Annotated in this window: 18 protein-coding genes and 1 tRNA gene; 9 read left to right on the top strand and 10 right to left on the bottom strand. The window is 69.4% G+C overall.

Annotated features, from left to right (window positions below; translation table 11 throughout):
- Positions 1-12 precede the first annotated feature (12 nt).
- A complete protein-coding gene (locus tag AC1MLT_RS04835) occupies positions 13-1,047 on the bottom strand; it encodes a microcin C ABC transporter permease YejB (protein ID WP_481034128.1) in 1,035 nt (344 codons plus the stop codon).
- A gap of 28 nt (positions 1,048-1,075) precedes the next feature.
- Positions 1,076-2,881: an extracellular solute-binding protein gene (locus tag AC1MLT_RS04840; protein WP_481034129.1), complete on the bottom strand. Its 1,806-nt coding sequence runs from the start codon at positions 2,879-2,881 to the stop codon at positions 1,076-1,078.
- Between the two features lie 38 nt (positions 2,882-2,919).
- Between AC1MLT_RS04840 and fabI the strand changes: the two genes are divergently transcribed.
- Positions 2,920-3,705 (top strand): enoyl-ACP reductase FabI, encoded by a 786-nt coding sequence (gene fabI / locus AC1MLT_RS04845; RefSeq protein ID WP_481034130.1) that lies wholly within the window; start codon positions 2,920-2,922, stop codon positions 3,703-3,705.
- 138 nt (positions 3,706-3,843) lie between these two features.
- Positions 3,844-4,713, top strand: a complete 870-nt coding sequence (locus AC1MLT_RS04850) for a DNA ligase (RefSeq protein ID WP_481034131.1) — start codon at positions 3,844-3,846, stop codon at positions 4,711-4,713.
- 48 nt (positions 4,714-4,761) lie between these two features.
- On the opposite strand, the gene AC1MLT_RS04855 is transcribed toward AC1MLT_RS04850, so the two are convergent.
- On the bottom strand, positions 4,762-7,050 hold the full coding sequence (locus AC1MLT_RS04855) for an Orn/Lys/Arg family decarboxylase (protein ID WP_481034132.1): 2,289 nt from the start codon (positions 7,048-7,050) through the stop codon (positions 4,762-4,764).
- A gap of 138 nt (positions 7,051-7,188) precedes the next feature.
- On the opposite strand from AC1MLT_RS04855, the gene AC1MLT_RS04860 reads away from it, so the two are divergent.
- From AC1MLT_RS04860 to AC1MLT_RS04875, 4 genes are all read left to right on the top strand, one after another.
- Positions 7,189-7,614 carry an NfeD family protein gene (locus AC1MLT_RS04860; protein WP_481034133.1) on the top strand — a complete coding sequence of 142 codons (426 nt, stop codon included), beginning with the start codon at positions 7,189-7,191 and terminating at the stop codon, positions 7,612-7,614.
- 43 nt (positions 7,615-7,657) lie between these two features.
- Positions 7,658-8,587 (top strand): SPFH domain-containing protein, encoded by a 930-nt coding sequence (locus AC1MLT_RS04865; protein ID WP_481034134.1) that lies wholly within the window; start codon positions 7,658-7,660, stop codon positions 8,585-8,587.
- A gap of 57 nt (positions 8,588-8,644) precedes the next feature.
- A tRNA-Ser gene (locus AC1MLT_RS04870) sits at positions 8,645-8,735 on the top strand.
- 303 nt (positions 8,736-9,038) lie between these two features.
- Complete coding sequence (locus tag AC1MLT_RS04875) at positions 9,039-9,545, top strand: sterol desaturase family protein (protein ID WP_481034135.1); 507 nt, start codon at positions 9,039-9,041, stop codon at positions 9,543-9,545.
- Between the two features lie 103 nt (positions 9,546-9,648).
- Here the strand turns inward: AC1MLT_RS04875 and AC1MLT_RS04880 are convergent, their stop codons facing one another.
- The 3 genes from AC1MLT_RS04880 to crtY are packed head-to-tail and all read right to left on the bottom strand — an operon-like array spanning position 9,649 to position 14,658.
- On the bottom strand, positions 9,649-10,632 hold the full coding sequence (locus tag AC1MLT_RS04880; RefSeq protein ID WP_481034136.1) for a phytoene/squalene synthase family protein: 984 nt from the start codon (positions 10,630-10,632) through the stop codon (positions 9,649-9,651).
- Positions 10,629-12,125: a phytoene desaturase gene (locus AC1MLT_RS04885; RefSeq protein WP_481034137.1), complete on the bottom strand. Its 1,497-nt coding sequence runs from the start codon at positions 12,123-12,125 to the stop codon at positions 10,629-10,631. The genes AC1MLT_RS04880 and AC1MLT_RS04885 overlap by 4 nt, the downstream gene beginning before the upstream one ends.
- On the bottom strand, positions 12,109-14,658 hold the full coding sequence (gene crtY, locus AC1MLT_RS04890; protein WP_481034138.1) for a lycopene beta-cyclase CrtY: 2,550 nt from the start codon (positions 14,656-14,658) through the stop codon (positions 12,109-12,111). The genes AC1MLT_RS04885 and crtY overlap by 17 nt, the downstream gene beginning before the upstream one ends.
- A gap of 97 nt (positions 14,659-14,755) precedes the next feature.
- Here crtY and AC1MLT_RS04895 point away from each other — a divergent pair, with 97 nt between their 5' ends.
- Entirely contained in the window at positions 14,756-15,682 is a 927-nt protein-coding gene (locus tag AC1MLT_RS04895) for a polyprenyl synthetase family protein (RefSeq protein WP_481034139.1), read from the top strand.
- A gap of 80 nt (positions 15,683-15,762) precedes the next feature.
- Here AC1MLT_RS04895 and AC1MLT_RS04900 read toward each other — a convergent pair whose 3' ends face one another.
- From AC1MLT_RS04900 to AC1MLT_RS04915, 4 genes are all read right to left on the bottom strand, one after another.
- Positions 15,763-16,965, bottom strand: coding sequence for a branched-chain amino acid ABC transporter substrate-binding protein (locus AC1MLT_RS04900; protein ID WP_481034140.1), 1,203 nt, complete (start codon positions 16,963-16,965; stop codon positions 15,763-15,765).
- A 149-nt stretch (positions 16,966-17,114) separates the two neighbouring features.
- Entirely contained in the window at positions 17,115-17,429 is a 315-nt protein-coding gene (locus AC1MLT_RS04905) for a hypothetical protein (RefSeq protein ID WP_481034141.1), read from the bottom strand.
- A complete protein-coding gene (locus AC1MLT_RS04910) occupies positions 17,426-17,866 on the bottom strand; it encodes a DNA polymerase III subunit chi (RefSeq protein WP_481034142.1) in 441 nt (146 codons plus the stop codon). Before AC1MLT_RS04910 ends, AC1MLT_RS04905 begins: the two co-directional genes overlap by 4 nt.
- Complete coding sequence (locus AC1MLT_RS04915; RefSeq protein WP_481034143.1) at positions 17,863-19,455, bottom strand: leucyl aminopeptidase; 1,593 nt, start codon at positions 19,453-19,455, stop codon at positions 17,863-17,865. The genes AC1MLT_RS04910 and AC1MLT_RS04915 overlap by 4 nt, the downstream gene beginning before the upstream one ends.
- 21 nt (positions 19,456-19,476) lie before the next feature.
- Here AC1MLT_RS04915 and lptF point away from each other — a divergent pair, with 21 nt between their 5' ends.
- The gene (lptF, locus tag AC1MLT_RS04920; RefSeq protein ID WP_481034144.1) at positions 19,477-20,586 is read left to right on the top strand and encodes an LPS export ABC transporter permease LptF; all 1,110 of its coding nucleotides are present in this window, start codon (positions 19,477-19,479) and stop codon (positions 20,584-20,586) included.
- A complete protein-coding gene (lptG, locus tag AC1MLT_RS04925; protein WP_481034145.1) occupies positions 20,583-21,698 on the top strand; it encodes an LPS export ABC transporter permease LptG in 1,116 nt (371 codons plus the stop codon). Before lptF ends, lptG begins: the two co-directional genes overlap by 4 nt.
- Positions 21,699-21,708: the final 10 nt, after the last annotated feature.

Raw genomic sequence — 21,708 nt, forward strand, 5'->3', positions numbered from 1 at the left:
TCCGCGTCCGCTTCAATCGAACTTGACACGGGGATCGACCCAGACATAGCAGAGATCGGAGACGAGCTTGGTGACCAGCCCGATCAGCGTGAAGAAATAGAGCGTGCCCAGCACCACCGGATAGTCGCGCCGGATCACGCTCTCATAGCTCAGGAGGCCCAGGCCGTCGAGCGAGAACAGGGTCTCGATGAGCAGCGAGCCGGTGAAGAAGGCACCGATGAACGCGGCCGGGAAGCCCGTGACGATCGGGATCAGCGCATTGCGCAAGACATGCTTCCAGAGCACCTGCCGCTCGCTCAGGCCCTTGGCGCGCGCGGTCAGGACGTACTGCTTGCGGATCTCCTCCAGGAACGAGTTCTTGGTCAGCATCGCCGTCACCGCGAAGCTGCCCAGCACCATCGCCGTCACCGGCAGGGCGATGTGCCAGAGGTAGTCGACGATCCGCGCCCCCCAGCCCAGGCTCTCCCAATTGGGAGAGGTCAGGCCGCGCAGCGGAAACCACTGCAGCTGGCCACCGAAGACCACCAGCAGAGCCACGCCCAGCACGAAGCCGGGGATCGCATAGCCGATCAGCACGAACAGCGTGGTCACGAAGTCGAAGCGCGAACCGGCCCGCACCGCCTTGGCCACGCCCAGCGGCACGGCGATGAGATAGCTGATGAAGAAGGTCCACAGCCCCAGACTGATCGACACCGGGAGTTTTTCCTTGATCAGCTCCCACACCGCCTTGCGCTGGTAGAAGCTGGTGCCGAGGTCGAAGCGCGCGAACGACTTGAGCATCTCCCAGAAGCGCTGGGTCGGCGGCTTGTCGAAGCCATAGAGCTGCCTGATCTCGCCGATGCGCTGCTCGTCGAGGCCCTGGCGGCCGCGATAGCCCGCCCCGGCGCTGGCGGCGCGCTCGCCACCGGAATCGCGGCCCTGGAGTTGGGCGACCATCTGCTCGACCGGTCCGCCCGGCACGAACTGGATCACCACGAAGGTCAGCAGCAGCACGCCCAGGAGCGTGGGCACCATGAGCAGGAGGCGCTTGAGGATGTAGCTGGCCATCGTGGGGTCGGATTGCTTTCGTGGTCGCTCACTGGTTGGAAGGCGATGCCCACCAGGTGCTCATGGCCCAGGTGTCGGGCTGATAGTACGGCGGGACCATGGCGGGCAGCACGAACGGGCGCGGACGATAGCCGATCAGGAACGCGTCTCCGTAGTATTGCGGGACCGAGTAGTGGCCATGGGCGAGCACGCGGTCGAGCGCGCGCGCCGCCGCGCTCAGCGCGGGCCGGGTGGTGGCCGAGACCACGCTGCGCAGCAACGCGTCGACCGCCGGATCGGCGATGCCCCAGATGTTGGACGAACCCGGCGTCTTCGCCGCCTGGGAACCGAAGCGCTCGATCAGCTCGCTGCCCGGCGCCGTGCTGCCTGGCAGGCGGGTTGTCGTCATCTCGAACTGGAACTCCTGCATGCGCTGCTGCGCGAGCGAGAAGTCCACGGTGCGGAAGGTCATCTGGATGCCCAGCTTCTGCAGCGCGGTCTGGAATGGCGTCGCCACGCGGATGAGCGAGGGCTGGTCGTTCAGGAACTCGATGGTGAAGGGCGCCCCGGCGGCATCGCGCAGCGCGCCGTCGCGATAGGTCCAGCCGGCTTCGGCCAGCAGATCGCGCGCACGCCGCAGGTTGTCGCGCAGGCTCCCCGGCGGCGCCGTGCTCGCCGGCACCGCGGCCGGCCCGAAGACCTCCGGACGCAGTTGCGCACGCAAGGGCTCCAGCAGGGCCAGCTCGTCGGCCTTGGGCAGGCCCTCGGCATGGAACTCGCTGTTCGGGAAGTAACCCACCACGCGCTTGTACAGGCCGTAGAACAGCTGCTTGTTGAGCCATTCGAAATCCATCGCCAGCCCGATCGCCTGACGCACCCGCACGTCCTGGAACTTGGGATTGCGCAGGTTGAAGACATAGCCCTGGAAATCGCCCGGGTTGCCGTTCTCGAAGGCGCGCTTCACGACCTCGCCCGAGGTGAACTGCCGGCCGGTGTACTGCCGGGCCCAGTTGCGCGAGGTGAACTCGCGCATGAAGTCGTACTCGCCGGCCTTCAGCCCCTCGAAGCGCGAGGTGTCGTCGAGATAGATCTTGAAGCTTACCCGGTCGAAGTTGAACAGCCCGCGGCGCACCGGCAGGTCGGCGCCCCAGTAGCCGGGATCGCGGGTGTAGGTGATGTCGCGGCCCATGCGCGGCTCGACCAGGCGGTATGGCCCGGAGCCGATCGGTACCTCCGAGACCACCTGGTCGAAGGGCTTGCCGCGTCCCCAGGCGCGGCTGAACACCGGCATGCCGCCCACGACCAGCGGAAGCTCGGAATTGGCACTGGCGAAATCGAAGCGCACCGTGCGCGCGTCGAGCGCCCGGACGCCCTTCACCTCGGCATAGATCGAGCGGTACTGCGGCGCCGCGGCCTTGCTCACGAGCGTCTCGAACGAATGGACGACGTCGGCGGCCAGCACCGGCGAGCCATCGTGGAAGCGCGCCTTGGGGTTCAGCCTGAAGGTCGCCGAATGCCTGTCGGGCGCGACCTCCACGTCCTCGGCCAGCAGGCCGTAGGCCGTGGTGGGCTCCTGCGAATTGCCCGTCAGCAGGCTCTCGAGCATCAGCGCGCCGATGCCGTAGGGTGCCGTGCCCTTGAGCGTGAACGGATTGAACTTGTCGAAGTTGGTCGGCCGGGTCGGCGGCACCATGCGGATCTCGCCGCCCTTGGGCGCGTCCGGGTTGGCCTCGTCGAAATGCGTGAAGCCGCTCGCATAGCGGATGTCGCCGAACTGGGCATAGGCGTGCGCCGCACGGGAGGGAGATGCCGAGAAAGCCAGGAGTGCCAGCACCGGGAGCAGCCAGATTCGCATGCGAGAATTCTGCCCCACGATTTTCAGGAGACGGATCCATGGGTTTTCTCACCGGCAAGAAGCTGTTGATCACCGGCGTTCTGAGCAACCGCTCGATCGCCTACGGCATCGCCCGCGCGTGCCACCAGCAGGGTGCCGAACTGGCGTTCAGCTATGTCGGCGAACGTTTCAAGGACCGCACCGCCGAGTTTGCGGCGCAGTTCGACTCGCAGCTGATCTTCGACTGCGACGTCGCCGACGATGCCCAGATCGAGAAGCTCTTCGCCGATCTCTCCCGGACCTGGCCGCAGTTCGACGGCTTCGTCCACAGCATCGGCTTCGCGCCGCGCGAGGCGATCGCCGGCGACTTCCTCGACGGCCTCTCGCGCGAGGGCTACCGCATCGCCCACGACATCAGCGCCTACAGCTTCCCGGCCATGGCCAAGGCCGCGCTGCCCTACCTGCGCGACAAGTCGGCCCTGCTCACCCTGACCTACCTCGGCTCCGAGCGCGCCCTGCCCAACTACAACACCATGGGCCTGGCCAAGGCCAGCCTGGAGGCCTCGGTGCGCTACCTGGCCGAATCGATCGGCCCGAAGGGCATGCGCGTCAACGGCATCAGCGCCGGCCCGATCAAGACGCTGGCCGCGAGCGGCATAAAGGGCTTCGGCAAGATCCTGTCGGTGGTCGCCGATGTCTCGCCGATCCGGCGCAACGTGACGATCGACGAGGTCGGCAACGTCGCCGCCTTCCTGCTGAGCGACCTGGCCAGCGGCGTGACGGCGGAGATCACGTACGTGGATGGCGGCTTCAGCCAGGTCGTCGGCGGCATCGCCGAGGCCTGAACGGCCGGACCCCTACCCGTCACCCGCCACCCGCCACCCGCCGCCATCGCCCGCCGCGACTCCGCATGACCGTGCGCCCCCGCCGTCCGCAGCGCGCCTGACGCAGCACCGCCGGCCGCCGACACGGGACCCCTGCCGATGATCGAACGACGCGCACTTCTACGCACGGCCCTGGCCGCGCTGCTCGCGCCGGCGCTGGGCGCGAGCCGGGCTGCATCGCCGCCGGCGCTCATGCTGGCCGATGTCTATCGCCAGGGCGTGGTGCTCGACGACTACTGGGTCAGCGAGAAATACGATGGCGTGCGCGGCTACTGGGATGGCGCCGCCCTGTGGACCCGTGGCGGCGAGCGGGTGGTCGCCCCGGCGTGGTTCACGGCGCCATTGCCGCGCGTGCCGCTCGATGGCGAGCTGTGGGCCGGACGCGGGCGCTTCGCCCTCGCCGTCTCGACGGTGCGCAGCCAGGTCCCCAACGACCTGGCCTGGCACGAGATGCGCTTCATGGTGTTCGACCTGCCCCGCCAGCCGGGCGACTTCACGACGCGCCTGGCCGCCCTGCGCAAGCTGTTGCCCATCGTCGGCGCGCCCTGGGTGGTGCCGGTCGCGCAGGAGCGCGCCACCACCCACGAGGCCCTGCGCGCGCTCATGGACAAGACCGTGAAGATGGGTGGCGAGGGCCTGATGCTGCATCGCGGCGCCTCGCTCTATCGCGGCGAGCGCAATGCCGACCTGCTCAAGGTCAAGCCCTACGACGATGCCGAGGCGCGCGTGGTCGCGCACCTCGAAGGCAAGGGCCGGCATGCCGGCCGGCTCGGCGCGCTGCTGGTGGAGATGCCCGACGGCCAGCGCTTCCGGCTCGGTGGCGGCTTCACCGACGCGCAGCGCGACGATCCGCCGCCGGTGGGCTCCTGGGTGACCTATCGCTACAACGGCACCCACCCCGGCGGCCTGCCGCGTTTCGCCCGCTTCCTGCGCGTGCGGGAAGACGTGGTCGCGGCGCCGCCCTCCTGAGGCACACCGCGCCGGTCGGCGGCCGCGCGTCACGGCGGCCGCTCGATCTCACTCCGCCCGGCGGACGCAATCGGCGTAGTAGCGCTTCTTGCCGGACTCGTCGATGCGCGCCACCAGGCCGTGGATGTCGGTCTCGAAGCCCGGGCACTCGCGGTTGAACTCGCGGGCGAAGCGCAGGTAGTCGACGATCTTCTTGTTGAAGACCTCGCCCGGGATCAGCAGCGGAATGCCCGGTGGGTAGGGCGTGATCAGGCTGGTCGTGATGCGGCCCTCGAGATCGTCGATCTCCACCCGCTCGGTCTTGCGGTGCGCGATGTGGGCGAAGGCGTCGCTCGGCTTCATCGCCGGCGTCAGGTCGCTCAGGTACATCTCGGTCGTCAGGCGGGCGACGTCGTAGCGGGCATAGAGCTTGTGGATGTGCTGGCACAGGTCGCGCAGGCCGAGCTTCTCGTAGCCCGGGTGCTGCTGGCAGAACTCCGGCAGGATGCGCCACATCGGCTGGTTGCGCGCGTAGTCGTCCTTGAACTGCTGCAGGGCCGTCAGCAGCGTGTTCCAGCGGCCCTTGGTGATGCCGATGGTGAACATGATGAAGAAGCTGTAGAGCCCCGTCTTCTCGACGATCACGCCATGCTCGGCGAGGAACTTGGTCACCACGCTGGCGGGGATGCCGGTCTCGGCGAACTTGCCCTGCAGGTCGAGGCCGGGCGTGACGATGGTCGACTTGATGGGGTCGAGCATGTTGAAGCCGTCGGCCAGCTTGCCGAAGCCGTGCCAGTTGCGCTTGGCGCTCTTGGCCTTGCTGTCCTCGCCCTTCATGATCCAGTCCTCGGCCCGGCCGATGCCTTCCTCGACCAGCTTTTCCGGGCCCCAGACCTTGAACCACCATTCGTCCTTGCCGAACTCCTCCTCGACCTTGCGCATGGCGCGGCGGAAGTCGAGCGCCTCCAGGATGCTCTCCTCCACCAGCGCGGTGCCGCCGGGTGGCTCCATCATGGCCGCGGCGACGTCGCAGCTGGCGATGATCGCGTACTGCGGGCTGGTCGACGAGTGCATCAGGTAGGCCTCGTTGAAGAGGTCGCGGTCGAGGGCGCGGTTCTGCGAGTCCTGCACCAGCACGTGGCTGGCCTGGCTGATGCCGGCGAGCAGCTTGTGGGTCGACTGCGTCGCGAAGACCAGCGACTCCTTGGGCCGCACGCGGCGCTTGCCCATGGCGTGGTAGGCGCCATAGAACGGATGGAAGGCGGCGTGCGGCAGCCAGGCCTCGTCGAAATGCAGGGTGTCGACGTAGCCGTCGAGCATCGTCTTGATGGTCTCGGTGTTGTAGATCACGCCGTCGTAGGTCGACTGGGTGAGCGTCATCACGCGCGGCTTGATCTTCTCGTGGTCGACGCCCGCGAGCAGCGGGTTGGCCAGGATCTTGGCCTTGATCGCCGCCGGCTCGAACTCGCTCCTCGGGATCGGGCCGATGATGCCGAAGTGGTTGCGCGTGGGCTTCATGAAGACCGGAATGGCGCCGGTCATGATGATCGCGTGCAGGATCGACTTGTGGCAGTTGCGGTCGACCACCACCACGTCGTCGGGCGCCACCGTGTGGTGCCAGACCATCTTGTTGCTGGTGCTGGTGCCGTTGGTGACGAAGAAGCAGTGGTCGGCATTGAAGATGCGCGCCGCGTTGCGCTCGCTGGCGGCCACCGGGCCGGTGTGGTCGAGCAGCTGGCCGAGTTCCTCGACGGCGTTGCAGACGTCCGCCCGCAGCATGTTCTCGCCGAAGAACTGGTGGAACATCTGGCCGACCGGGCTCTTCAGGAACGCCACGCCGCCGGAGTGCCCCGGGCAGTGCCACGAGTAGGAACCGTCCTCGGCATAGTCGATGAGGGCCTTGAAGAACGGCGGCTGCACGCCTTCGAGGTAGCTCTTGGCCTCGCGGATGATGTGGCGCGCCACGAACTCCGGCGTGTCCTCGAACATGTGGATGAAGCCGTGGAGCTCGCGCAGGATGTCGTTGGGGATGTGGCGCGAGGTGCGCGTCTCGCCATAGATGTAGATCGGCACCTCGGCGTTCTTGCGCCGCACCTGCTCGATGAAGCTGCGCAGGTTGAGCACGGCGGGATCGAGATCGGGGCCGGGCGTGAACTCCTCGTCGTCGATCGACAGGATGAACGCGCTGGCACGGCTCTGCTGCTGGGCGAACTGGCTCAGGTCGCCATAGCTGGTGACGCCGAGCACCTCGAAGCCCTCGCTCTCGATGGCTTGCGCCAACGCGCGGATGCCCAGGCCCGAGGTGTTCTCGGCGCGGAAGTCCTCGTCGATGATGACGATGGGAAAGCGAAATTTCATGCGGCAAAGCTCCTGGGAGCGCGCGACGGCGCGGCGACGGGGGATCGAGAAAGGCGCGAAGTGTACGGAATTCGAATGACGAAACGTGACGCGCCGATGCGCCGAGAATGACACCCATTGACCACGAAGGAACTGCATATGGCCAATTCCACTTTCTGGTGGCTGGTTTCCGGCGGCACGATCGTGCTGGAACTGCTCTCCGGCACGATCTACCTGCTGCTGCTGGGCATCGGCTTCGCGGCCGCCGCGCTGGTGGCGCATGCCGGCTTCGGCATCGGCGCGCAGATCCTGGCGGCGGCGGTCGTGGGCGTCGGCTCGGTGGCCGTCTGGTACGTGATCCGGCGGCGGCGGCCGGCGGCGGCGCCCAGCCGGGCCAATCGCGACGTCAACCTCGACATCGGCTCGCACGTCCACATCGAGCGCTGGAACGCCGACGGCACGGCCAGCGTGCGCTACCGGGGCGCGCAATGGACCGCCGTGGCACGCGATGGCACGGCGCCGGCTCCCGGCGAGCATCGCGTCGGCGAGATCGTCGGCAGCCGGCTGGTCGTCGACCGCCTCTGAGACCCCGCCCAGACCTTCCACCTCTCCTACCGAAAGCGCCCGCATGGAATATTCAGTCCCCCTCGTGATCCTCGTGATCGCCGTGATCTTCATCAGCCAGTCGGTGAAGTTCGTGCCGCAGCAGAACGCCTGGGTGCGCGAGCGCCTGGGCAAGTACCACAGCACCATGACGCCCGGCGCCAACTTCCTGATCCCCTTCATCGACAAGGTGGCCTACAAGCACAGCCTGAAGGAGATCCCGCTCGACGTGCCCAGCCAGATCTGCATCACGCGCGACAACACCCAGCTCCAGGTCGACGGCATCCTGTACTTCCAGGTCACCGATCCGATGCGCGCGAGCTATGGCTCGTCCAACTACATCGTCGCCGTCACCCAACTCGCGCAGACCTCGCTGCGCAGCGTCGTGGGCAAGCTCGAACTCGACAAGACCTTCGAGGAGCGCGACGTCATCAACGCCCAGGTGGTCGCCGCCATCGACGAGGCGGCGCTCAACTGGGGCGTGAAGGTGCTGCGCTACGAGATCAAGGACCTGACGCCGCCCAAGGAGATCCTGCTGGCGATGCAGGCCCAGATCACGGCCGAGCGCGGCAAGCGTGCGCTGATCGCCGCCTCCGAGGGCCGGCGCCAGGAGCAGATCAACATCGCGACCGGCGAGCGCGAGGCCTTCATCGCGCGTTCCGAAGGCGAGAAGCAGGCGCAGATCAACAACGCCCAGGGCGAGGCGGCGGCCATCACCGCCCTCGCCGAGGCCACGGCCGGGGCCATCGAGCGCGTCGCCGCGGCGATCCGCCAGCCCGGTGGCGAGCAGGCGGTGCAGCTCAAGATCGCCGAACGCGCGGTCGATGCCTTCAGCAAGGTCGCCGCCGACGCCAAGACCACCCTGATCGTGCCGAGCAACATGACCGAGACCTCGGCGCTGATCGCCTCCGCAATGCGCATGGTGCAGGCCGGCAAGTCGACCCCCACGAGCTGAAATCCCGCGCCGGCCGGCGGAAAGGCCCTCGAACGCTGCTATAGTCGAGGGCTTCGCGGAGCGGTGGATGAGCGGTTTAAGTCGCACGCCTGGAAAGCGTGTGAGGGTTAATAGCCCTCCGCGGGTTCGAATCCCGCCTGCTCCGCCAAATCATTGTTCGCGATCCGTCGCGAGCATCCAGAAAGCCCGGCCCTCCACAGGGAGCCGGGCTTTTTCTTTGGATGACGCGCGACCGGGTGCGTCCTCGGCACCAGGGCCCCACACGCCTCGAGCGGCTTTCCAGGATGGCCTTTCCCCACCCGCATCCTCGCTCCGGCGCGCTGGCCTTACGATGACGCCGGATGTCCGCCTTCGACCGGCACGCGACGGTCGGCGATAGTCGTCGGTGGCTGCCTGGTCGTAAAGCCGCCCATCCCTGACTCGACCCCCGCATTGCTCGACCGACTCCCACGTGTCCTTCCTGTCCAACCTCCTCATCGTCCTCGCCACCGCCGCCGGCATGGAGGCATTCGCCTGGGTGGCGCACAAGTACGTGATGCATGGCTTCGGCTGGGGCTGGCACGCCTCGCACCACGAGGCGCGGCGCGGCTGGTTCGAGGCCAACGACCTGTATGCGATCGTGTCCGCGGGCGTGGCGATCGCGCTGGTCTGGTTCGGCATGCGTGGCGCTTGGCCATTGCAGTGGATCGGCGCCGGCATGACGCTGTATGGCGCGCTGTATTTCGTCGCCCACGATGGCATGGTGCATCGGCGCTGGCCATTGCGCTGGACGCCGCGCAGCGGCTACCTGAAGCGGCTCTACCAGGCGCATCGGCTGCACCACGCGGTGCGGGGCCGCGAAGGCTGCGTGTCGTTCGGATTCCTGTGGGCGCCCTCGCCCCGGCGCCTCAAGCAGCAGCTGCAGGCCGCCCAGACCCGGCGCGCCGACCAGCGCCGCGCGATCGACGCCGGCCACTGAACGGTCGAGCCGCTCGCCGCCTTTCCTGAATCGACCGCGCTCCGGCCACCGCGACGGACCGGCCGCGCGCCCACCGGATCGGCACGGCCTCAGGCCCCTTGGATCAGACCGGCCGTCGCCACAGCTGCGGCGCCCGCGAACGTGGCGGCAGCGCGCGCGACAGCAATGCCACCGCCCCGCCCCGTACCACGAAGCGCAGCTTGTCCCAGCGCGACGTCGCCGCCCGCTGGTCCCAGGCGTGGGGACCGCGCTGGCGCACCAGATGGCCGATGTGCCGGTACACCCCGCGCGCCGTGGCGATCGACCAGGCCGAGCGGATCGGCAAGGTGGCGATGCCGGTCATCGATGAGCGGTAATACGGCTCCGCCGCCTCCACCAGCCGCGCCGCGACCATCGCCAGCGCCGCGCGATGCTCGCGCCGCGTCAACGCCATCGGATCGCCCACGGGCAGCCCGGCTTCGCGCAGCCACTGCGCCGGCAGGTAGACCCGGCCGATGGCGGCGTCCTCGACGATGTCGCGCGCGATGTTGGTGAACTGGAAGGCCACGCCCAGGTCGCAGGCGCGGTCCAGTACGTGGGCCGGCACCGAGGCGCCGCCGCGCGTGCCCATCAGCAGCGCCATCATCACGCCCACCACGCCGGCCACGCGCCAGGCATAGCGCAGGGTGTCGTCGATGGATTCGTAGCGCGTGGCGGGATCGACATCCATCGCGAAACCGGCCAGGTGCTCCATCAGATAGTGCTCGGGGATCCCGTGCGCCTGCACGATCTGCTGCAGCCCGACGAAGGCCGGATGCGTCATCGGCTCGCCCCGGCAGGCGCCGAGGGTGAGGGCCCGCAACTCGGCGATGCGTCCGGCGCCATCCTCGCGGTCGCCCCCGACCTGTCCATGGCCGAGCGACTGCCCGTCGATGACATCGTCGCAATGGCGGCACCACGCATAGAGCTTGACGGCGCTGTCGCGCGTCGCCGGGTCGAACAGCCTGGCGGCGGCGGCGAAGCTCTTGGAGCCCTGGCGGATCGCCTGTTCGGCATGGATCGAGGTCGAATCGACACGGGGCCGACCGACGGGCCTGCGAGGGTTCATGCATCCTCCTCCAGCATCAGCCCGGCCGTCGCCTTGGCCGAACCCACCACGCCCGGCACTCCGGCGCCCGGATGCGTGCCGGCGCCGGCGATGTAGAGATTGGGGATCAGGCGGTCGCGGTTGTGCGGGCGGAACCAGGCGCTCTGGGTCAGCAACGGCTCCAGCGAGAAGGCCGAGCCCAGGTGCGCGCCCAGTTCGTCGCGGAAATCGGCGGGGGTGAAGATTCGACTGGTCACGAGGTCGGCACGCAGGTCAGGGATGTAATACTTTTCTAGGTACTGAAGAATACGATCCCGGAAGCGCGGACCCTCGACCTCCCAGTCAATATCGGCGTTGCCAAGATGGGGAACGGGCGCCAGCACATAGTGCGCGCCGCAGCCCTCGGGCGCCAGCGACGGATCGGTGACGCAGGGCGCGTGCAGGTAGAGCGAGAAGTCGTCGGCCAGCGTCTTGCCGTGGAAGATCTCCTGGATCAGCTCCTTGTAGCGCGGACCGAAGCACACCGTGTGGTGGCGCAGGTGCTCGTGCCGGCGCTTGAGACCGAAGTGGATGACGAACAGCGACATCGAGAAATTCTTGCGCTTGAGCCGCTTGCTCTCGAGCCGGCCACGGGGCTCGTGGCCGAGCAGTGCCTCGTAGGTGTGGACCACGTCGGCATTGCTCGCCACCATGTCGGCCGGGATGCGTTCGCCGGCGAAGGCGCCACCCAGCACCACGCCGCTCGCGCGCCGGCGTTCCAGTTCGATCCGGGCCACCGGGGCATTCAGGCGCAGCGTGCCACCCAGGTCCTCGAACAGGCGCACCATGCCCTGCACCAGCGCGCCGGTGCCGCCACGCGGGAACCACACGCCCCACTCGCGCTCCAGCGCGTGGATCAGGGCATAGATCGACGAGGTGGCGAACGGATTGCCGCCCACCAGCAGCGAATGGAAGCTGAAGGCCTGGCGCAGGTGCTCGTCCTTGATGAACTTCGACACCATGCTGTAGACGCTGCGCCAGGCCTGCAGCTTGGCCAGCGCCGGTCCGGCCTGCACCATGCTGCGGAACGACAGGAACGGCACCGTGCCCAGCTTGAGATAGCCCTCGTCGAAGACGGCGCGCGAATAGGCCAGGAAGCGGCGATAGCCCTCGACGTCCTCGGGCGAGCGGGCGGCGATCTGCGCATCGAGGTCGGCCTGGTCGTTGGCGTAGTCGAACGGCGGCGCGTCCTCCCAGCACAGGCGATAGAACGGCGCCACCGGCAGCAGCTCGACATAGTCGGACATGCGGCGCCCGGAGAGCGTGAACAGTTCCTCCAGGGCCGTGGGATCGGTGATGACGGTCGGTCCGGCATCGAAGGTGAAGCCCTGGTCGCGATAGACATAGGCGCGGCCGCCGGGCTGGTCGCGGCCCTCGAGCAGGGTGGTCTGGACGCCGGCGGACTGCAGGCGGATGGCCAGCGCGAGTCCGCCGAAGCCGGCCCCCACGACGATGGCGCTACGAGCGGGTTTCATAAGGGATGGGTTCCTGGGTTGCGGGCGGTCCGCGCAGGTCGGTGGCCAGGGCGGCGCGCAGCGCGGCACCCAGTGGCACCGGCGGCTTGCCCGTGAGAATGCGAAGCTGGTCGGCGAGCGTCGGTCGCGCGGCATAGAAGCGCGCGACCAGCGGCGCCGGCAGGCCATAGAAACGTTGCATCACGCGCCAGCGCCGGGTCGGCTCGGCGGCGCGGAACAGCATGCGGTTGAGCAGGCGGAAGAAGCCCCGGTCGCGCCAGGTGCGCAAGGCGTGGTCGCGCACCGCGCCACGCACCGCGTCGAGGTCGAGCACCGGCAGCGTGGCGACGAGGTCGGCCAGCCGGACGGCATCGGGCAGCGAATATCCGGTGGTCGGATGGAACAGCGCCGCCGCCAGGCCGACCGGCACCGGGCCCGCGCCGGCATCACGCCAGAACGCCTCCATGTCGCCGGCCAGCACGATCGGCAGCACGCCCCGCTCCTCGCGCAGCACCTCGGCGATGCGCCAGCCCTGCGCCCGGGCATAGGCGGCGATGCGCTCGCGCAGCACGGCATCGTCGAGCGCGGCGCCATCGGCGTAGTAGGTGTCCTCGATCAGCAGGGTGTCGGGCGAGAACGGCAGCAGGTAGACGAAGCGGTAGGCATCGTGCTGATCGACCGTGGCATCCATCAGCACCGGCTCGACGAGGCCGTGCGGCGCGGCCGTGCGGATCTCCTGGCCGAGGAATTTTTGGAAACCGAGCGCGATGTGCGGGCTCGGCCGCGCGCCACGGCCATCGAGCACGCAGCCGGCCGTCAGCACGCGGCCATCGGCCAGGGTGACGGATCGCGCATCCAGCCGACGCACCGGCGTGCCGAAGCGCAGCCGGTCACCCAGGGCGTCGCGCAGCACCGCATCGAAGCGGCTCGAGGTGACCGACGCATAGCCGCCTTCGACGCGGCGCCGGCGCTGCGGGAAGCGCACGGCATGGGCCGGCCAGCGATGCGCCACCAGCGGCGCGATCCAGGCGTTCTGCGCCGCGTCCAGGTCGGCGTCGTGGAACGACCAGGTGTGGTTGCCGCCCGCCACGTCGTCGCTCTCCAGCACGATCACGCGCAGTTCGGGACGCCGCTGCGCCAGCCGCCAGGCGATCAGGCCGTTGCTCAGACCACCGCCGACCAGCAGCAGGTCGCAATCCGTTGCCGGTCCGGTGGCGGTCGGCGCGCCGGCGCCGGTGGTGGCAGTGGGAATGGCTGCGTCGGCGATGCGCGGGCACTCGGCATCGGGTCGCGTCTCCAGTTGCGCCTCGACGAGATCCGCCGCCAGCGCCGTGCCGCCGGCGGCATGCACCCGGGGGGCCAGCGCCCGGGCCGCCAGGGCGAACCGGGGCTCGTCCAGCAGCCGACGGAGGGCCTGGCGGATCGCCCGGGTGGTCATCAGCCCCGGGAAGAGCCGCAGGCCGACGCCCGCGTGCACCACGCGCGCCGCGCAGCCCGGCTGATCGAAGGCGATCGGCAGCGCCAGCATCGGCTTGCCGGCGGCCAGCGCATCCATGACGGTGTTGAGCCCGGCATGCGTCACCACGACATCGGCCCGCGCGATGGCCGCCCGCTGCGGCGCGAAGCCGGTGACCCAGGTCGCGCCGGCGCGCCGCAGGGCCTCGGCCTGGCGCGCGTCGAGCCGGTCGCAGTGCGCCGCCAGCAATTGCACGCCCTCGGCCCGGCAGGCGCGTGCGATCCGTCGGAACAGTCGGAAGCGCCCGCCCTGCAATGTGCCGAGCGAGGCGAAGACGAAGGGTCGGTCGTCGGCGAGGCCGGGCGCATGCCGGTCGAGCGCGTCCTCGGCGGTGGTCGCGCCACGCAGCGGACCGACCGCATGGAGCGTCGCCGGCGCGGCCTCGCGCGGGAAGTCGAAACCGGGCACGGTCTGCGCGATCTCCAGCGATGGCGACAGGCACTGGTCGAGCCGGGTGCGCGGCGGCAGGCCGAAGGCGGCCGCATGGCGCGCGATCACCTCGGCATGGGGCCGCATGAGCCAGTCGTAGACGCGTTCGCTGCCCTGGTTCATCTGCAGCCCGGCCGGGTCGGTGGCGGCGCCCCAATGCATCACCGGCAACGGCACGCGCGGCTCGCGATCGACCGGCAGCGCGCAGGCCACCGAGACGAACGGCAGGCCCAGGTGGGCCGCCACCAGGCCGCCCGCCGCCTCCATCTGGTCGGCGATGACCAGATCGACGCCCTGGGCGCGCAGACGCGCCGGAGCCTCGCGGCAGAGCATGTCGGTGGTCGCGGCGACATCGCGGATCACGCGGCGCAGGCCCGACGGGCCTGCGGGATTCGCCGCCCGTGCCACGATGGCATCGAGCGAGCCGGCCGGATGCGTGTCGGCGCCCAGCGCGTGGAATTCGATGTGGGGGCTGCGAATCAGCGTGCCGACGTCGGCCTGATGGAACCAGCTGATGCGATGTCCCCGCTGATGCAGGGCGTCCGCCAATGCCTCGAGTGCCCGGATGTGGCTGGTGAAGGGCGGCGCAATGATCGCGAGGTGAGGCATGAGGGGGAACTGACGATCGATCGATTCTGGGGAGTCGGAAGAGCGTGCGCTGTCGGCCGACACCGCTTTGAAGGTTGTCACGTTATAAAAACCGCTCATGCTGACCTCTCCCGCCCTCCGACCCTCCCCGGCACTCGACGCGCTCGCCTCGCTCGGCTTCGCGTCGCACGTGGATGCGCTGCGCGCGCGCGTCGACGAACGCCTGCTGGCCTGGATCCCGGCGCCGCAGCCCGACACCGACACGGTGTCCTGCGCGATGCATGCCTGCGCGCTGGCGCCGGGCAAACGGTTGCGCCCGCTGCTGCTGCTGCTGGCCGCCGAGGACCTCGGTGTCGAAGCGGGCGATGTCATCGATGCCGCCTGCGCGCTGGAGATGGTGCATGCCGCCTCCCTGGCCCTGGACGACCTGCCCTGCATGGACGATGCGCAACTGCGCCGTGGCCGGCCGGCGCTGCATGTGCTGCATGGCGACGACGTCGCCATCCTGGCGGCCGTCGCGCTGCTCGGGCAGGCGTTCGCCGCGGCCGGCAGCAGCAGCCTGGCACCCGCCGTGCGGGTGCGCTGCATGACCGTGCTGGCCGAGGCCATCGGCCCGCGTGGCCTGGTCGGCGGCCAGTGCCGCGACCTGCGCGACGGCCGCGTCCAGCGCAGCGCCGAGTCGATCGTGCAGACCAACCAGCTCAAGACCGGCTCCCTGTTCACCGCGGCGGTGGAGATGGCCGCGCTCGCCGCGCATGCCGATGTCGCGACCCGGGCGGCGCTGACCGCCTTCGCGACCGAACTCGGCCAGGCCTTCCAGCTCGCCGACGACATCGCCGATGCCTGCGGCAGCACCGTGGTCCTGGGCAAGGACGTCGGCCGCGATGCCGGCAAGTCCACCCTGGTGGCCCTGCTGGGACTGAAGGCCGCGCGCGAATGCCTGGCCGGTCACATGGAACGGGCCCAGGCCTCGCTGCAGCTGGCGCTGGGTCCCGACGCATCGCTGGCGCGCTACGTGGCGCGCCTGATCCCGACTGGCGCCTGAACGGCGCGGACGAAGAAAAAGGGGCGCGAGGCCCCTTCGTTCCTTTCCACCGGCGCGTGGCGCCGATGTCTTCCGGTCGATCAGCGCACCACCGAGATCTGGGTGCGGGCACCGCCCTTGTACGTGTAGAGCGTCAGCGCGCCATTCTTGACGTCGCCCTTCTCGTCGAAGGCGATCGGGCCGGTCAGGCCCTTGTATTCGATCTTGCCGATCTCGGGCAGGTACTTCTCCGGATCGGACGAACCGGCCTTCTCCATGGCGGCGGCCAGGATCTGCACCGCGTCGTACACGTAGGGCGCATAGAGCTGCACGTCGACGTTGTTCTTCTCCTTGAACTTCGTCTTCCAGGCATCGAGCGGCGCCTTCAGGTCGCCATCGACACCGCCGGCCTCGGCACAGACCACCATGTCCTCGCCCACCGCGTCGCCCGCGAGCTTGGCCAGCTCGCCGGTGCACAGGCCGTCGCCGCCCATGAACTTGACATTCATGCCCAGCTGCTTGACCTGCTTGAGCATCGGGCCGCCCACCGCGTCCATGCCGCCGAAGAACACCACGTCGGGCTTGGCGCCCTTGAGCTTGGTCAGGATGGCATTGAAGTCGGTCGACTTGTCGGTCGTGAACTCGTGGCCGACGATGGTGGCGCCGGCGGCCTTGGCGGCCTTCTCGAACTCGTCGGCGACGCCCTGGCCATAGGCCGTGCGGTCGTCGATGACGGCGATGTTCTTGGCCTTGAGCGTGTCGACCGCGTAGCGGCCGAGCGTGCCGCCGAGCTGCGTGTCGTCGGCGACGACGCGGAAGGTGGTCTTGAAGCCCTGGCGCGTGTACTTGGGGTTGGTCGCCGAGGGCGAGATCTGCGGGATGCCGGCGTCGCTGTAGAGCTTGGACGCGGGGATCGTGGTGCCGGAGTTCAGGTGGCCCACCACGCCGTTGACCTTGCTGTCGACCAGCTTCTGCGCCACGGCCGTGCCCTGCTTGGGATCGCCGGCGTCGTCCTCGGCGACCAGCTCGAACTTGGCGGTCTTGCCACCGAGCTTGATACCACGGGAATTCAGGTCCTCGATGGCCATCTTGGCGCCCAGCTCGTTGTCCTTGCCCAGGTGCGCGATCGCTCCGCTGACTGGCCCGACGTGGCCGATCTTCACGACGACCGTCTCACCCGCGGGAGCGGCCGCCGGCGCGGCGGCGGTCGGCGTCGTGGCGGCAGGGGCGGCCGCTTCTTCCTTCTTGCCGCAGGCCACCAGGGTCAGGGCGGCCAGTGCGACCGCGGTCCATTTCAATTGCATGAGAAAACTCCAGGGAAACGAGTTGAGGGTGATGGAAAAACCGGCCGCCGAAACCGCCTGGGACATCCGAGCAAGTTCCGCGCCGTCCTGTGGCCGCCGCATCCGCGCGTGTTTGAACCGCGCGCAGTGTAGCCCGCGCCCGGAGGCGTTCAGGGCGGGGGCGACTGCGGGTTTTCCGCAAGTTCGCGCGCCAGGGCCTCGGCGATCAGGGCACGCAGCGCGGCCTGCATGTCGCGCCGCAGACGCGGCACCATGACGTCGAGCTGGGCCTCCACCGCGGCCGCCACGGCATCGCCCAGGCGGGTCTCCAGATCGGCGTCGAGCCGCGACATGACGCGCTGCAGGACGCGCGCCTCGATCGAGCCGGTGTCGCCCTCGTCGACGACGCCGGGACCGGGCTCGAGCACGGCCGTCAGGGTCGGCACGAAGGCCGGCGGCGTGCGCCCGGGAGGATTCGCGCTCATGCCCGGCCTCCGGCGTTGAAGTCGTGCCGGGTGATGGCATAGCCCCGGTCGGCATAGTGACGCCAGCGCGAGCGCGCCATCCGCCGGTCCTCCTCGTCGTCGCTGACGATGTCGACCAGCCGCTCGAAGCGGCCGAAACCGGCCGGGACGTCGGCGCCCAGGTTCACCAGCACCTGGTGGTGCGGCGCCCGTGCCTCGCCGCCCGCCGCCAGCACCACCGGCGAGCGCGACAGCATGCCGGGCGCGGCATCGTCGCGGCAGTGCGCGATGAAGTCGGCCGGCGAGAGCTGCCACAGCGCGACGTCGATGGCCTCCAGCATCGCGGCATCGCCGACCACCACCACCCGCGCGCCGCGCGCCGCCACGGCCTTGCGCAGCAGCCGGCAGGCGTGGTGGATCTTGTCGGGCGTGTTGAAGTGGAAGTCGATGCCGGTCACGACGCCGATCGCCCGGTCTTCGCGCCCGAGCGGGAGGCCCGCTTGGCGCCCGCCTTGCGCGTGCCCGGGGCCGCTGGCGCGGTGGTGGCGACCGTGCCGTCGGTCGCGCCGGAGGACCCGGCCTCGGCCTGGGCCATCAGGTAGGCCAGCAGCAGGCCCACCGGGCGTCCGGTGGAGCCCTTGGCGGCGCCGCTCTTCCAGGCCGTGCCGGCGATGTCGAGATGCGCCCACGGGAAGTCGGCGGCGAAGCGCTGCAGGAACTTGGCCGCGGTGATCGCGCCACCGGCCCGGCCGCCGATGTTGGCGACGTCGGCATAGCTGGTCTTCAGGCCGTCGGCGTACTCGTCGTCCAGCGGCATGCGCCAGCAGCGGTCCTGCGCGCGCTCGCCGGCGTCGGCCAGGGCCTGCGCCAGGGCGTCGTCGGAGGCGAACAGCCCGCTGCGCACGCCGCCGAGGGCCACGACGCAGGCGCCCGTCAGGGTCGCGATGTCGATCACCGCGCGCGGCGAGAAGCGCTTGGCGTAGGTCAGCGCGTCGCACAGCACCAGGCGCCCTTCCGCGTCGGTGTTGAGCACCTCGATGGTCTGGCCGCTCATGCTGGTGACGACGTCGCCGGGCTTGAGCGCCCGGCCGCTGACCATGTTCTCGCACGACGGGATCAGGCCGACCACGTTGATCGCCGGGCGGATCTCGCCGAGCGCGCGGAACACGCCCAGGACGCTGGCCGCGCCGCACATGTCGTACTTCATCTCGTCCATGTCGCCGGCCGGCTTGATCGAGACGCCGCCGGTGTCGAAGGTGATGCCCTTGCCGACCAGCACCACGGGCGCGTCGCCCTTGGCCGCGCCCTGGTAGCGCAGCACGATGAAGCGCAATGGCTCCTCGGAACCCTGCGCCACGGCGGCGAAGGAACCCATGCCCAGCTTGGCCACTTCCTTGGGGCCGAGCACCTCGCACTGGATGCGCGGCAGTGCGGCGAGCTCGCGCGCGGCCTCGCCCAGCAGCGTCGGCGTGGCGTGGTTGGACGGGCGGTTGCCCCATTCCTTGGCCAGCTCGATGCCGGCGACGGTCGCCTGCGCCTGGGCGAAGGCATCGGCCGTGGCGCCCGAATCGGGCAGGCCCACCACCAGCTGGCGCACGCTGCGCGCCTCGGCCTTAGGCTTGGTGGTCACGTAGACATAGGTGGCATCGGCCGCGGCGAGGACCGCCGCATGCACCGCCGGCGCCTGCGTCGGGCCCGCGAAGACGATCGTCAGGCGCTTGGGATCGAGGGCCTTGGCCGCGCCGACGCCCGCCAGCACGGCGCTGCGCACGGCCGCCGGCAGGCCGTCGCCGGCCGAGACCAGCATGACGCGCGCCGCGGCGATGCCGGCCGGCCGGTACAGCGCCAGCAGCTTGCCGGCCTTCGCCGGCAGGTCGCCGGCCTGCCGCACCTGCGCGATCAGGGCCGCCAGGGCGTCATCGCCGGGCGTGGGAGAGGTCTTCTGCGTCGCCTCGACCCCGGGTGATTCGGCGACGAGCACGATCAGCGCGTCGGTCTTTTCGTTCGCCGCCTGGGCGGTCGTGAGGGTCTTGAGCTGGAAGTCCATAATCCTTTTTTTCCTCCGACGATGTTATTTCATTCCACTCTTCGCAAGGAGCTGTCGCGCAGCTTCAGCGCCACCCTGGTGGTCCTGGCCACCATCGTGATGACCATGATGCTGATCCGCACGCTCGGACTGGCGTCCAAGGGCAGTGTCGATCCGTCGGACGTGATGCTGGTGATGGCCTACACGGTGCTCGGCTACATGCCCACCATCCTCAGCCTGAGCCTGTTCGTGGCCATCGTGGGCACGCTCTCGCGCATGTACGCCGACAGCGAGATGGTGATCTGGTTCTCCAGCGGGCGCGGACTGGTCGACTTCGCCAAGCCGCTGTTCCGCTTCGCCTGGCCGGTGCTGGTGCTGGTCGGACTGCTGGCGGTGTTCGGCTGGCCTTGGGCCAACTCGCAGACCCAGGGCATGCGCGACCAGTACGAGCGCCGTGGCGACCTCGAGCGCATCACGCCCGGTGAATTCCGCGAATCGGCCGGCCGCAACCGGGTCTTCTTCATCGACAAGGACACGCCCGACGGCGCCACGGCGACCAATGTCTTCATCTCCTCGATCGAGCGCGACAAGCAGCTGATCACGTCGGCGCGCAGCGGTCGCATCGACACCGTCGGCGACGGCCGCTACCTGCTGCTGAGCAACGGCCAGCGGCTCGAGCGGCCGCTGGTGCCCGGTCCCCTGAAGATCAGCGAGTTCGGCACCTATGGCGCCCGGGTCGGCGGCGACACGGCGGCGGCGCTGCAGGACAAGCCGGCGCGTTCGCGGCCGACGGCGCAGCTGCTGGCCGATCCGACGCCGGTCAATCGCGGCGAGCTCGGCTGGCGCCTGGGCATGCTGCTGGCCGGCGCCAACTTCGTGCTGCTCGCCCTGACCCTCACCAGCGTCAATCCGCGCGTGGGCCGCAGCGGCAACCTGATGCTGGCCTTCTTCGCCTTCGTGGTCTATCTCAACCTGATCAACCTCGGCCAGAGCTGGGTCGCCTCGGGCCGCGTCGGCATGGCCACCTACCTGATCGGCCTGCATGGCGGCGTGCTGGCACTGACCGCGCTCTGGCTGGCCAAGCGCAACAACAACTGGGTCCGCCGCGCGCGCCGCGCCGCCGTGCCCGCGACCCCGGACCCGCGCACGTGAGAACCATCCGCCGCCTGATCTATGCCGAGGTGCTGAAGTCGGTCGCCTTCGTCGCCCTCGGCTTCCTGGCCCTGTTCTTCTTCTTCGACTTCATCGACGAGCTCTCGAGCATCGGCCGCGCCGACAGCCTGGACTACGGCGTGCCCCAGGCCCTGCTCTATGTCGCCCTGCTGGTGCCCAGCCACCTCTACGAGCTGCTGCCCATCGCGGTGCTGATCGGCACCATCTTCGTGATGGCGCGGCTGGCCCAGAGCTCCGAATACACCATCCTGCGCACCAGCGGCCTGGGGCCCTGGCGGGCCTTGCGCACCCTGCTGATGCTGGGACTGGGCTTCGTGGTGCTGACCTTCGCCGTCGGCGACTACGTGGCGCCCTACGCCGACCGCGGGGCGCAACTGGTCAAGACCCGCTACCGGGGCGAGATGTACGCGGCGGCGGCCGGCATCACCGGCGCCTGGCTGAAGGAGAAGCAGGGCGACATGTCGTATGCCGTCAATGTCTCGGCCCTCAACCGCGACGGCGTGCTGGTGGCGCCGCGGATCTTCGAGTTCGACGCCAAGGGCTATGTGTCGTCGCAGACCTCGGCCGCCTCGGCGCGCATCGTCGACGGCGCCTGGGTGCTGTCGCAGGTCGAGCGCCAGCGCTACGACACGCGCGGCGCCAAGGACACGGCGCGCATCGAGACCATCGCGCTGCCCGAATGGAAATGGCCGACGTCGCTGACCAACGAGATGATCTCGGTGGCGCTGCTCAAGCCCGAGCGCATGCCCACCATCGACCTGTTCGAGTACATCCGCCACCTGGAGGCCAACGCCCAGACGGCGCAGCGCTACGAGATCCAGTTCTGGCGCAAGGTGTTCTATCCGCTGTCCTGCCTGGTGATGGTGGTGCTCGCCCTGCCCTTCGCCTACCTGCACTTCCGCCAGAAGGGCATCACCAGCTATGTCTTCGGCGGCGTGATGATCGGCATCAGCTTCTTCCTGCTGAACAACGTGTTCGGCTACATCGGCAACCTGAGCAACTGGCTGCCCTGGCTGACGGCGGCGGCACCGGGGCTGATCTACACCGTGCTGTCGCTGGCGACCTTCGGCTGGCTGGTGCTGCGGCGCTAGCGCCGCAGGC

The sequence above is a fragment of the Variovorax sp. PEI5 genome, assembly GCF_056679935.1.